This window comes from Bacteroides bouchesdurhonensis, assembly GCF_900155865.1.
GTDB lineage: Bacteria > Bacteroidota > Bacteroidia > Bacteroidales > Bacteroidaceae > Bacteroides > Bacteroides bouchesdurhonensis.
On record NZ_LT707006.1, the window covers coordinates 573,444 to 586,031 of the forward strand.

Here is a 12,588-nt window from a genome sequence, read left to right on the forward strand (position 1 = left end):
CCCCACTTGCATTGCTACAAATGGGGATAATCTTAAATTACTTGCCAAACACGTACTTTACTACTTTGGCATTAGCCTTGTTCTCATTCATGAAGTCACGTTCAATGTAGATGTCAGTAACCTTCATTGCTTCATCAACATGGTTTAATGCTGCGTGGACTGTGTACTTGTCAATTCCTACTTTGTTGAGTGCTATGGTAGCCCATGAGTGGCGGGCGGCGTAGTACTCTAAATCATACACACCCAACAATTCACCAATTTCTTTTAAACCGTAGTTAATGGCTTTGTTGAAGTTTCCTTCATCAGCATAGTAGCGGTAGAAGTTGAAGAGACGTTTACCGCTTGGGTCTTTGTACTTCTCAACCAAAGGAAGAATTGTTTTAGGAATCTCTACCATCATTTTTGCACCATCCAGCCTACGAGCTTTGGTCTTGGTTCTGTTGTAAGTAATGGTGTTACCTGTTCTTTCTGTGGCATTATAAAGGTCAGCTGAATTGATTCCCATAAGACAGAATGATAGAATGAAACAATCCTTAGCCAAATTATAACGGCAGGTAGACTTATATCCTTTCCTCATGTCTTTATAAGGTAACTTCCACACCTTTTTAATGATGTCTGCTGGAATGGCTCTCTTACGGGTAGCTTCCTGTTTTGGTATCTCAAACTCATCAAAAGGAGAATTGGAGATGAGGATTAAGTTCTTGTCTTTCTTATTGAACTTGCGTTTAGCTTCATTGAACAGCTTTTTAATGCTTACCAAGTAGAGGGAAAGGGTACGGTTAGAGGGAACACGCTTACCCTGCTGCATCAGTTTCTTGGTACGTGCATCACGTTCTTCAATTAAAAACGCTTTGAACTGTTCTAAGAAGTCTAAGGTGATAAGATTTATATCCAATTCCTCCTTACCAACAAACCGTACCAAAGCATTGATGGCAGTTGTATAATTGGGTGCGCCTTTGATTGTAGTTGAGGCTATCCATTCACGACTGAACTTAATGAAGTCAATGGTTTGTTGCTTTTGATGTTCACCATCTAAAAAGTCCATCACATCGTCAATGGTGTAGTTGTTTAATTCAATTTGAAGTTTGTTACACTTGTTTTGATAGCACCGAATGAGGTCGTTTACTTCTTGTTTTAAGGGAGATGATTGTTTGATTTTTAAATCTTTAGTTAAGTCTTTAGAGGTTGCAAACAGGCTTGTAGATAATCTTTTCATTCGTCTGTTTAGGGTAAACCTAAGTCTTACAATGAAACATTCATTTGATTTTCGTTGGCTTTTTACTACTTCTGCATTGATTGTCAGCATACTACATGTTGTTTAACTGGTGAAACAATAGTGAAACAACTGCATCAATTTGTGGATAAAACCACTAAAGCAACAGACCTTTAATCGGAGGTCTCCATAAAGAAAAAGGCTGTATTCTCTTAGGAATCAGCCTTTTTCTTTGTGGACCAGCCTGGGCTTGAACCAGGGACCTCCAGATTATGAGTCTTTTTGTATGGTATTTCATGGAATTACATATTATATAAATATACTGATTGTCAGTACTTAATGCATTTTGTGGTTTGCAGGAAAATACGTATGTTTGCAGTAGTTTCCGTGCGAAAAGGTCACCTGAAGGTCACCAAAGAAAGCGGAATATCACTTGTAAATAAACATATTATGGAGAAGAAAGAAACGAATAAGGTCACTAAAACGGCAAAAATGGAAGCCAAAACCACTTCAAGGGGAGAAAAGTGCCTCGCCAAATTCACGGCTGCAAATGGCAACGTATATGGGTCGTTGACTCTTGACATACGAAAAGCAGGAGATTACTCGCAACCGCTTCCTGTGGCTGTGCGTGTGTGCCATGCTGGACAGAAGGTCTTTCTTCGTTTGGGCAAAACATACACTATGGAAGAATGGTTGACCTTGTGCGAATACGAGAAAAGTGGCCGTCGTGTTCAACTGACAGAGAGAAACGACATGAAAAATCTAATGGACAGGGTGGAACTTATCGCCAATCAACTTATCGCAGAAAACAACTTCTCTCTTCGCAAGCTGCAAGACAGATTTCAGGGTAAAAAAGATGATGACAGCACCATTATTACAGTGTGGGATTCATACATTCAATCTAAGACCAATGAGGGCAAGGCTGGTTCAGCCCGTTGTAGCAAAGATGTTCGTAACCGCTTTGTGAAAGACTTGGGGACGGATGTATCATTTGCTGACATTAACAGGGAGTTCGTCTTGAAGTGGGTGAAGATTATGAGGAAAAATGGACTGAGTACCACGACCATTGCCATCGCACTTCGTAGTTTCAGAACAATCATCAATATGTGTATCTCAAATGGTTTGATGAAAGGTGATACCAAGGAAATGTTCAAGGACACAGGTTACAATAAATCCCAAAGCCGCAAGCATGAGTTTCTTGATGTGGCTACCATGCGTAAACTTTATGACTTCTGGAAAGCAGGTGAGGCAAAAGACAAGGATGGGAACGAGTTGTTTCTTGGGCGAGAAAAGCATGCTATATTTCGCGACCTTGGATTATTCCTCTTTATGTATTTAGGCGATGGGCAAAATCTTGCTGATACTCTCCGTCTGACTTATGATGAACTATACTATGCCACTCATGGCAAACAGTTACGTTTTCTTCGTCATAAGACCCGGGAACGAAACGAGAGTGCCAGTGAGGTAATATTTCCTGTTACACCTGAGATACAAGAGATACTCAACCGATATGGTAATGCTCCAGAACTTGGGCGAAGGGTATTTCCCATAATGAGCGAACTTATTACCCCTGAACAGGAGATATGGGTTATCCAACGTTATAACAGATATATACGTGAGCACATGGCAAAAGTCGCTAAACTCATAGGATTGGAACAAACACCATCACCAACATGGGCAAGACATAGCTTTGCTACCAATCTCAATAATTCAGGTGTCGTACCTTATAAATATATAAGTGACAGCATGGGGCATAGTGGTGGCAGTGACATCACTTCCAACTACATAGGCGCCTATCCTCTTGCGAAGATGTTGGAGTACAATTATTATTTGCTTAATGAGAAGCCTAAAGAAACTGCCCCAGTTGTAGATAAGAAAGCTTTGTTGGAGATGCTGAAGGGCTTAAGCGAAGAGGAGAGGATGGAACTGATAGCTAATCTATCTGACTAATTATAGCTGTTTACCGCAAGAGCACCAAGTGAAATACCACAAAAACACGGAACAAAACACAGCAAAAATACCGAATTAAATACCGCAAAAAAGTGGATTTAATTACCACAAAAAACACGAATTAGCAATACAATTCGCAGGAAATGTGTATCTTTGCCATTGAAAAATATATTATATGAATTATTATAAAAGAACAGCCGATGCCCTGCTGCAAGATTTACTGGATGCATTTGGGGCAGTATTGATAGAAGGTCCCAAATGGTGCGGTAAAACCACTACGGCATCTCAACTTGCCAATAGCATCTTGAGAATGCAAGACCCAAGTATGCGTGAGGAGTATTTAGCCACAGCTAAAACTAAGCCGTCCATTCTGTTAAAAGGAGATACACCTCGTCTTATTGATGAGTGGCAAGATGCTCCAATGTTGTGGGATGCGGTACGAACAACTGTTGATGACCGCCAAATTCCCGGACAATTTATACTCACTGGTTCCAATGCTGTTGACAAATCTCAAATACATCATTCCGGAGCTGGTCGTATTGCCCGGCTGCGTATGTTGCCTATGAGCTTGTGGGAGTCGCAAGAATCTACGGGCGAAGTTTCATTGAAAGAACTTTTCAACAATCCTGATTATGATATTGACGGTAAAATGTCTAAGATGACAGTCGAAGACCTAATCTTTGCCGCATCCCGAGGTGGATGGCCGGCTTCTTTGTTGGCTCGTACTCCAAAAGCTCAATTACTTGTGGCAAAGAACTATGTTCAAACCATTTGTTCTGACGACGTTTCCGGTATTGATGGAAAGAAAAGAGATGCCAAACTGACCAGCATGATACTTCGGGCTTATGCCAGGAATGTTTCGACATTGGTCAAGAAAAAATCTCTTTTAGATGATGTAACCTCGTCTGGCGAAGTAAGTTGTCACGTAGATACATTTGATGATTATGTTTCGGCTTTAGAAAAACTATTTGTTATCCAGAACATAAGTGCATGGTGTCCTGCTATAAGAAGCAAGACCGCTATCAGAAGCAGTGTAAAACGATGCTTCTGTGACCCTTCTATACCGATTGCCCTTTTGGGACTATCTCCCGAATCATTAAGTATGCAGCTTAGGACGTTTGGATTTATCTTTGAGCAGATGTGTATTCGTGACCTAAAGGCGTACACCATTGATTTGAACAGTCATGTATCTTACTACCATGACCGATACGACTTGGAAGCGGACATAGTGCTGCATTTGGAAGATGGACGTTATGCTCTCATTGAGTGCAAACTTGGTAGTAGCGAAATTGATGAAGGAGCTAAACACTTACTCGAACTCAAAAGGCTTATACAGGAGCACAACAAAACGGAGAAGCAGGTGCCTATTCGGGAGCCGGACTTGCTTATTGTGATGACGGGTGGAACAATGGCATACTCTCGTCCCGATGGAGTTAAAGTGATTCCTTTGGCATGTCTCAAAGATTAACCATTTAGCGAAACTGTTTATATGGACGATGATATGAAGGAACTTCACCATGATAACTATCCCAGTCAATCGGAAATGCAGGAATGGCTTGAAGCGAATCGAGAAATCTATACAGACTTTAAGAGTAAGATTCAATCAATCTTAAAGAACCTGTTGTGCGATAACTACAGTAAACAGATAGATGATGAGGCAAACAAGCTACAAAGTATAATCCTGGAGATAATGACCACAGAAGAAGGGGCTGCTACCGATGAGATGATTGACAAATTCTCCAATACCATAGAAGATGGGAATGTGTCTGCCTGCTGCTTGTATTGCTATTTGGAACTGGACAATGGGCTTAAGGAAATAGAATATGCCATAAGCAAATTTGAGCAATCAGAGGATGCAAAATACATTAAAGAAGGCATTCATGCTTATTGGGAGGACGAGAAACGTGAAACTCAAGAAGCAGTTAACAAGGATTTGAATTTGCTCAGCTTGCGTCGCTGGCACTATGAACACCCCGGAGACTATCAAGAATTTACAAATCTTTTTGCCAAAGCATACGAAGGTGACATGACTTTCATTCTTAAAGGCATGTCTTACTTGGCAGAGATGCTGTCTCTCAATGGAATTAAGGGCATTACAGAATTACTTGAAAGTCTTTGTCCTGGGACTGAAAGCTACAATAAAGCTCAATTTGGAAGCAATTACCAACAAGTCCATGAGAAACTGACAGCCTTGTTTGCTTCTACATTTAATCAAGAGGCTACGAAACAAAAACTCCTGCATAACAATCCTTTCATGTGTAGTGCGTTCTACTGGATGATATTTGACGATGGTTTTGTGAAGATGGGAGATTTACTCTCCAAAACAATGATGGGAGAAAACTCGTCTGTCTGGCAGAAAGGTTTTGGTGGGCAATTTATACGCTCTTTAATGCTTACCAGTTTTGACAAAGCGGCTTATACCAAAGGGGCATGGAAAGCTATGGGTAAAAATGGTGCGGCAAAAGAGGTGGTCAGTTCCACCTTACAGGCATCTATAGGACGCCGTGGACGCAAGCAAGTCTGTGTTCTGCTTGAGGAAATGCTTATACAACCTTATGCGGAACTTCTTACCAATGGGATAGAGACAATACTCACCGAATGGATGGAAACGAATGCTACAGACTCCGTTCTTGCCTATATTTTTGCTGCGTTGACTAATGGTGGTTTGCTTAATGACTCTTATAATTACCGAACTTTTCATACTGCCATTTTGGAGAAATTCCCATCCCTTGGATTCAAATTGGGTTTTGATTGGGCAGAAGCCCTTTATTGTGCCATTATCAATGAACATGGCGACTATGGCTATAATTTGAGCTTATCAGAAAAAACTATTCAAACAGGAAGGGAACAAGCGAAGTTGATGGGGATAAGACTGCGTACTTTGCTTTCTCCCAATGTATATTAATTCTATCATAAACGCTTGGCTAGTTAAAAAGAAACGCTATCCCGTTAAAAGCACCTCGGCAGAAATCGACGCGATTTTTACCGAGGTGCTTTCTTTGTGTTCTATAATAATTTCGCGGCATAATCATTTAAACAACATATTATGCAAGGAAATTTTATCATGTTACAGAAGGATGACCTCAAGCAGGTTGTTTCTGAATTAGTAGAAGAACTGATTGGGAAAAAGTCTCAAACTGACTTGACACCAGAAGAGAGTGACGAATACTATACGCGCGACCAAGTATGCGAACGGCTCCACATCACCTACACCACTTTGTGGCGTATGCAGAAAGAGGGTACAATCATCGTTCACAAGTTAGGTGGACGCAACCTTTACTCAAAAAGGGAGATTACTTCACTTGTGAAATCGAAAGTGCAGGGTTCTGGCTGTAGTGAATTGAATGTATAATCCCAAGAGGAACAATATGGAAGAATTATATATTCGGGTAGGTACTACAATATATAAGGTAGTGCAGCAACCTTTGGTTGATGGTACAACTATCACTCGCCGGATTCAATGGAGCTTTGGCACTATCCGGCAGGACTATGGGAAGAACAACATTCCTCCCATCACAAAGTATAATGGCTTTTGTACGGTGCCGAGTCATATTAACTATCAAAAAGAGGTTGCAGGTTTCTATAACCTTTACGAGCCGATAACCCATATTCCTGTGGAGGGCGATTTCAAGCATATCCGCTCGCTGGTGGAACACATTTTTGGTGAGCAGTATGAGTTGGGAATGGACTATCTTCAACTGCTATACCTAAAGCCCACGCAGAAGCTGCCGATACTTCTGTTGGTTTCGGAAGAACGGAATACAGGCAAGAGTACATTCCTGAACTTCTTGAAAGCATTGTTTCAGGATAATGTTACTTTCAATACGAATGAGGACTTTCGTAGTCAGTTCAATGCCGATTGGGCAGGCAAACTGATGATAGTTGTGGATGAAGTGCTGCTCAACCGCCGTGAGGATAGCGAACGGTTGAAGAATCTTAGCACAGCCCATTCCTATAAAATGGAATCCAAAGGGAAAGACCGTTATGAAGTGCAGTTCTTCGCTAAGTTCGTGCTGTGTTCTAATAACGAGAATTTCCCCGTTTACATTGAGCCGGAGGAAACACGTTATTGGGTGAGAAAGGTTCGCAGATTGGAAAAGGATGATACTTCGTTTCTACAGAAATTGAAAAACGAAATCCCAGCATTTTTGCACTATCTGTTGCATCGTGACTTGACAACCAAAGAAGAAAGTCGAATGTGGTTTTCGCCGTCACTCATACGCACGGAAGCATTGGAGAAAATCATCCGCTGCAACCGGAGCCGCATAGAACTTGACATGGCTGAACTACTGCTCGACATCATGGACTGCATGCTGGTGGATGTGGTGGATTTCTGCATCAACGACCTATTGGCGTTGTTCAACTATTCAATGGTAAGGGTGGAACGCCATCAGGCAAGGAATGTCCTGCAACAGTGTTGGAAACTGGAGCCTGCGCCCAATGCGTTGTCTTATTCCACTTACCAAATATCCGTGTTGCCGGGACAGAAGTATTCCTTATCACCCAAGAAAGTCGGTCGCTTTTACACCGTCACCCGAGAAATTCTGAAAGGCTACCGTTGAGTTTGTTGAATTTGATGAAATATAGGGAGAAACGTATGAACAAGGCTTATATGATTCAACAATAGTCTCAACAGTTTTCAACAGAATTGCTGGCCAAAAAAGAAAAGTAGAATCCTAAACCGTTGGATGCGATTTTTATTTTCCCTTTTGTCGGTACTCTCTCAACAAAGTCAACAAAATCAACGAGAAATAAACAATCACAAGACTTCTAAAATAACAGTCACATGAAGAAAGAAGATTTGATACCAATTATCGCACAGCACAATCCGCTGTTGGCAAATGCGGTCGACAAAATGACAGACTACATTCAAGACAAATGGGCAGCACCGTATCCCTCAAAGGAACAGACGGAAGCGGTCAATGCCTACCTCCGTTCCGTCCATGCGGACGGTGACGGCACGATGAACGAGAACAACATCGCCCACCGCAGGATTGCCACGCAGAAGATAACCATCAATGCCATCCGGGTGCTTGACCATGAACAGCTTGACCGTTTGCAGGATGTGCTGAACCATATCGCAGCGGACAGGGAATACCACATGCCGGAACACGGGTATGGCATGGGCAGGTAGCTGACCGGTGTAACACCTATAAACATCATAGACTATGTGCAAGAACGAACAGACCATACATTACTGCACCATCCTTTCCGCCGGGCAGTGGGATTTCCTTTTGGACGGCAAAGCCGCCATCGACAGGCAGAAGTGCCTGCACAGGCTGATGACCGCCGCCGTGCGGACAAAGGCCGTCCTCCATATCAAGGGCGTTGAGATTGCCTTGGAGGTGGGACAGGCGGCAGCTTCCGATGTGGAACTGGCGGAATACATGGGCTGCAACCGAAAGACCATCGGAAAGCTCATCGACAGTTTCAACAGGCTCGGTATGCTGACCACCCGAACCAACAACCGTACTTCCGTACACACCCTGCATTTCCTGACGGGATGGTATGTGGATGGTGTCCTGTTGACCAATCCCCATTATGTCAAGCCAGCGGCAGTTTCCAAAGGGCAGACAGACGGAGTGCGGACACCATATTCTAATGATACGCCGTCGGAAAACAAGCCGTGTACCGTGCCGGACGGTTGCCAATGCCCAAGACAGGAAGCGGACAGCATGGCAGACGTAGCAGTCGCCCTTTCTTCTTCCCTTTGTTCCTCTGTGGTTTTTGACAGTTCGGATGACAGAGCGGATGCGAAGGACAAAGCCGACAATCCTCATATCGCAGACAACGGCAACGGACAGCATGGGGATGACCCCGTAGAAAGCCCGAAAGAGGCGCAGAACGGCACGATTGGCGGAGCGGATGATACCGACACAGACAGGGTGGATGACGGGCGCACAGCGCAGGATTTCAGCGGTACTCCGTTGGCGTGGCGTGACTGACTGGGCTTGCCCAGATATAGCCCACTATAACTTCTCCGCTGCGCTCCGAAGTTGTGGGCTCTCCCGAGGGGCTTATGGCTCTGCCCTAAGAACCCGGCAAGGACTTTCAGCCCTGTGCAACCCGACCAAAGAGTGACCCCCTCTTTGGAAACTCCGCTTAGTGGCTTCCACCCCTAAGAACCCGGAGCAGGAAGTGACCCTCTCCCTGCCCCCACCGATTAAGGCTCTGCCCTAATAACCCGAAGTGAAACTCAAAATACAGAAAGCCTATGGCACAGAAGACATCCATCAACATCAAGCCGTGCAACATCGGCAGCAGCGAAGCGCACAACAGGCGGACAGCGGAATACATCACCAATATCCGCAAGGAGAAGTTCTACATCCGTACCGACATCATGGCAGGAAACGAGGCATGGGTATCACCTGATTTCGGTGAAGCCACGCTCACCGACCGCTACAATCAGATAGCCGCTATGGTCAAGGAAAAGACAGGACGGGCGATGCAGACCAAAGACCGGGAAAGGGTGAACAAGAAGACTGGTAAGGTGACCATAGTCCGTGGCAGCACTCCGCTCAAGGAGGGCGTGGTCGTCATCAAGGACGACACCACGATGGAGCAACTGCGGCACTTCTGCGAGGTGTGTAAGCAGAGTTGGGGAATCACAGCCCTGCAAGTGTTCATCCACCGTGACGAGGGACATTACGGAACACCCGGCGACAATGCCACATGGAAGCCCAACCTCCACGCCCACATCGTATGGGACTGGATGAACCACGACACGGGCAAATCCTGCAAACTGGACGAGAAAGCCATGAGCGAGATGCAGACCGTTTTGGCTGAGTGTCTGGAAATGGAAAGGGGCACCTCAAAGGAGGTGACGGGAAAGGAACATCTGGAGCGCACGGACTTCATCATCGCCAAGCAGAAACAGGAAGCGGAACAGGCGAAAGCCGCAAGGCAAGCCGCCATCGCCGCCAAGGAGAAAGCCGAAGCGGAACTTATGTTTGTGGAGGGCGAGAGCAAGGCGAAAGAACAATACAGCCTTTCCCTCGACAGCGAGATTGCCGAAAAGGAGAAGCAACTCAAGGACGAGCGCAAGGCGAAAGTGGACAGCATACTGGACAGTGTCGGCAGTCTTGTGGGGGTCGGTAAATCCGCAGCGGTCGAAAAGGAAAATGCCAAGCTGAAAGCCGAGAACGAGCGCATGAAGAAAGCCTTTGCCGAAGCCGTAAAGGACAAGGTGGAGGAACGGACAAAGGCATTGGTCGCAGAAAAGCAGAAAGCCGAAACGGAACGTGACAGGGCTTTGGTGCAGAGCCGTTCACTTGCCATTGATAGGGACAAGGCGGTACGGCAGCTTCAGGAGCAGAAAGACAACGAGCGACAGCGCATCAGCCAAGCGGTAAACCAAGCCACGGCAGAGAAAGACAAGACCATCCGCCTGTTGCAGAGTACGCTGAAAGCGAGCAGGCATGTCCTAAGCCTGTTTGCGGATATGCTCTACAAGGCAAGTGAGGTTTTCCGGCGAGCCATTGATGCGATTATCCATTTCGGTACGGAACAGCACAAGTCCATCTTTGCACCCTCCGAAGCCGCCGACATCAAGAGCGTGATGCAGGAGTACGGGGAAACGACCGAACAGCAGAATGCGGTCGGCGCATGGCTCTGTGATTATGCGGAGAGCCGACAGCCGTTTGACGAAATAAAACATCGCCATACACTCAAAGAGGTTGGCGATGTGGCAGAAGGTAAGTATGATTGGAAAATAGAGAGTATACAACAAAGATTACAAAGATGATATTGGATCTAAATATCATCCAAATCGCTTTGAATTTTGGCTTCTACATTTTGAGAATCACGATAGCGAATCAGCACCATACCTTCGTAAACCCCAGAGGATTTTTCAATTGAAAGTTGTATATCTCCACCTGTCACTTCCCATGCACTACCATATACAACTGTTCCTTGATGGACTTCTGCCATTAAAGCAGTATTGGAATCAGAAAGGGCTGGATTTTTTTCTTTTGAGATAGACGGCTTACCATATTTGCGAGTATACAAATCTTTATAGTAGTCATAGGTGTTAACGAGAGTGTTCCATTCTCCGCTCGGTTCAAACAACACAACTACAGCAAAAACATTTTTCCCATCGTCTGTAGCAGTTACACCTACAGTCGCTTCACTGCCAGTAAAATCCCCTGTAAACAAAGAGATATTGTTTTCCTGCCCGATAGAAGTAAATCCTTTGGTTTTTAGTTTTTGACAAAACTCGGTCATGCTTCCTTCAATAGGAATCCCTTTGAATGAAAGGTGTTCTTGTGCCATGATGTTAATGACAGCTAAGAATACGGCTAAAGAGGCTAGAATCTTTTTCATAATTTATGATGGTTGATTTGTTATAGTTACAAATTTACTCATTTTTAGCCATATAGCAAATTATTTTAGCAATAATCGTCAATTCCATCTTCACCATCCCATTCTAAACCTTGGGCTAATGTAAAAGCCTTTCGTGCGCCCTGTTCCTCAAAGAATGTTTGTCCCTCGTGAATATATTTATCACCTTCAAATGACACAGTAATCAAAGAGAATTTCTTGATGCCATCATCTGCATGGGTTCTGATTAAAAGGGAGTCCCCTTTCAAGGCGAAATCGTCAATATAATGAGTGGAATATTCATTCTTGGTAACGATAGCCCCTTTTTTAAGCATCTTGGAATATGTTTCCAATGGTTCTTCATCCCAACGAATTGGGCATAGCGGAAATTCTGTCGGTGTACGCCAATACTTTTGCATCGCAGTCGGTGATAGCGATTCAGTCAGAATGTCTTGCTTGTATTCTACGGCAGAGAATTCTGATTGGCTACTGGGTACAGAACTGTATTTAGAAAATGGCTCAATGTGTTCGTGGCGTTTGGTCGGTGCATAAATCCACTCGCCCATAGTACCATTGCTTGTGTTTGTTGGGGCAGATGGTGTTTCCGCCCATAATTTCAAGCGTTCATATGAAGCCTTTGCTTCCTCGGCGGAAACAGTCCGCATCCATGCAAAGTTTGGGTTGTCATTGGCAAATTCCTGTATGATTGAAGGGTCGTTTATGAATGCTTCAATACTCCCACATAGAAACTCTATTCTCTTTCTTGTAATAGGATTTAGCAAAACATTTTCCAACTTTGTTAACCACCTTAGATTTTGAGGGCGATTGTTTCGTCTATTGGTGTCTATATGGTCAACAACATGTTGGGGTGTAGGTGGCTCCCCTAAGAAAGCATAGGCAACAATGCGATGTACTCTTTCGCCGCCAATAATCATATATCCAGTTTGTTCATTAGCTTTTCCGAATGTCCAAATATCATCTTCTTTCCTCACTCTTTTACCTATGCGAGAATGGCGCAATACCGCCCCATTGTCACGGACAGAGTAGGTTTCACCTTTGTAGATGCAATCCTTAACCTCCTTATAATCATCCAATAAATTTCTCAT

General features: G+C 44.1%; 11 protein-coding genes. 8 read left to right on the forward strand and 3 right to left on the reverse strand.

Features of this window, described 5'->3' with window-relative positions:
• Positions 1–37: 37 nt before the first annotated feature.
• Complete coding sequence (locus tag CZ225_RS02195) at positions 38–1,306, reverse strand: phage integrase SAM-like domain-containing protein (RefSeq protein WP_077152822.1); 1,269 nt, start codon at positions 1,304–1,306, stop codon at positions 38–40.
• Between the two features lie 357 nt (positions 1,307–1,663).
• On the opposite strand from CZ225_RS02195, the gene CZ225_RS02200 reads away from it, so the two are divergent.
• The 8 genes from CZ225_RS02200 (at position 1,664) to CZ225_RS02235 (ending at position 10,907) form a co-directional block, all read left to right on the forward strand.
• Positions 1,664–3,163: a tyrosine-type recombinase/integrase gene (locus CZ225_RS02200; protein ID WP_032839064.1), complete on the forward strand. Its 1,500-nt coding sequence runs from the start codon at positions 1,664–1,666 to the stop codon at positions 3,161–3,163.
• 175 nt (positions 3,164–3,338) lie between these two features.
• Positions 3,339–4,631: an ATP-binding protein gene (locus CZ225_RS02205; RefSeq protein WP_007747646.1), complete on the forward strand. Its 1,293-nt coding sequence runs from the start codon at positions 3,339–3,341 to the stop codon at positions 4,629–4,631.
• Positions 4,632–4,664: 33 nt separating this feature from the next.
• On the forward strand, positions 4,665–6,068 hold the full coding sequence (locus CZ225_RS02210) for a DUF6043 family protein (protein WP_234982980.1): 1,404 nt from the start codon (positions 4,665–4,667) through the stop codon (positions 6,066–6,068).
• 141 nt (positions 6,069–6,209) lie between these two features.
• Positions 6,210–6,515 (forward strand): helix-turn-helix transcriptional regulator, encoded by a 306-nt coding sequence (locus CZ225_RS02215; RefSeq protein WP_007747650.1) that lies wholly within the window; start codon positions 6,210–6,212, stop codon positions 6,513–6,515.
• A 16-nt stretch (positions 6,516–6,531) separates the two neighbouring features.
• A complete protein-coding gene (locus CZ225_RS02220; RefSeq protein WP_007841857.1) occupies positions 6,532–7,725 on the forward strand; it encodes a primase-helicase family protein in 1,194 nt (397 codons plus the stop codon).
• Positions 7,726–7,949: 224 nt separating this feature from the next.
• Positions 7,950–8,297: a hypothetical protein gene (locus CZ225_RS02225; protein WP_007747656.1), complete on the forward strand. Its 348-nt coding sequence runs from the start codon at positions 7,950–7,952 to the stop codon at positions 8,295–8,297.
• A 34-nt stretch (positions 8,298–8,331) separates the two neighbouring features.
• Positions 8,332–9,108: a hypothetical protein gene (locus CZ225_RS02230; protein WP_007747659.1), complete on the forward strand. Its 777-nt coding sequence runs from the start codon at positions 8,332–8,334 to the stop codon at positions 9,106–9,108.
• Between the two features lie 269 nt (positions 9,109–9,377).
• The gene (locus CZ225_RS02235; RefSeq protein WP_007747663.1) at positions 9,378–10,907 is read left to right on the forward strand and encodes a DUF2968 domain-containing protein; all 1,530 of its coding nucleotides are present in this window, start codon (positions 9,378–9,380) and stop codon (positions 10,905–10,907) included.
• Positions 10,908–10,915: 8 nt separating this feature from the next.
• Here the strand turns inward: CZ225_RS02235 and CZ225_RS02240 are convergent, their stop codons facing one another.
• Entirely contained in the window at positions 10,916–11,485 is a 570-nt protein-coding gene (locus tag CZ225_RS02240; protein ID WP_007747666.1) for a hypothetical protein, read from the reverse strand.
• 65 nt (positions 11,486–11,550) lie between these two features.
• The gene (locus CZ225_RS02245) at positions 11,551–12,588 is read right to left on the reverse strand and encodes an HNH endonuclease signature motif containing protein (RefSeq protein ID WP_007747668.1); all 1,038 of its coding nucleotides are present in this window, start codon (positions 12,586–12,588) and stop codon (positions 11,551–11,553) included.

What these genes read in the sequence shown, in the direction of transcription:
- CZ225_RS02195 (WP_077152822.1), bottom strand. Translation starts at nt 1,306, where the DNA reads ATGCTGACAATCAATGCAGAAGTAGTAAAAAGCCAACGAAAATCAAAT.
- CZ225_RS02215 (WP_007747650.1), top strand. Translation starts at nt 6,210, where the DNA reads ATGCAAGGAAATTTTATCATGTTACAGAAGGATGACCTCAAGCAGGTT.
- CZ225_RS02235 (WP_007747663.1), top strand. Translation starts at nt 9,378, where the DNA reads ATGGCACAGAAGACATCCATCAACATCAAGCCGTGCAACATCGGCAGC.
- CZ225_RS02225 (WP_007747656.1), top strand. Translation starts at nt 7,950, where the DNA reads ATGAAGAAAGAAGATTTGATACCAATTATCGCACAGCACAATCCGCTG.
- CZ225_RS02210 (WP_234982980.1), top strand. Translation starts at nt 4,665, where the DNA reads ATGAAGGAACTTCACCATGATAACTATCCCAGTCAATCGGAAATGCAG.
- CZ225_RS02230 (WP_007747659.1), top strand. Translation starts at nt 8,332, where the DNA reads ATGTGCAAGAACGAACAGACCATACATTACTGCACCATCCTTTCCGCC.
- CZ225_RS02200 (WP_032839064.1), top strand. Translation starts at nt 1,664, where the DNA reads ATGGAGAAGAAAGAAACGAATAAGGTCACTAAAACGGCAAAAATGGAA.
- CZ225_RS02220 (WP_007841857.1), top strand. Translation starts at nt 6,532, where the DNA reads ATGGAAGAATTATATATTCGGGTAGGTACTACAATATATAAGGTAGTG.
- CZ225_RS02205 (WP_007747646.1), top strand. Translation starts at nt 3,339, where the DNA reads ATGAATTATTATAAAAGAACAGCCGATGCCCTGCTGCAAGATTTACTG.
- CZ225_RS02245 (WP_007747668.1), bottom strand. Translation starts at nt 12,588, where the DNA reads ATGAGAAATTTATTGGATGATTATAAGGAGGTTAAGGATTGCATCTAC.
- CZ225_RS02240 (WP_007747666.1), bottom strand. Translation starts at nt 11,485, where the DNA reads ATGAAAAAGATTCTAGCCTCTTTAGCCGTATTCTTAGCTGTCATTAAC.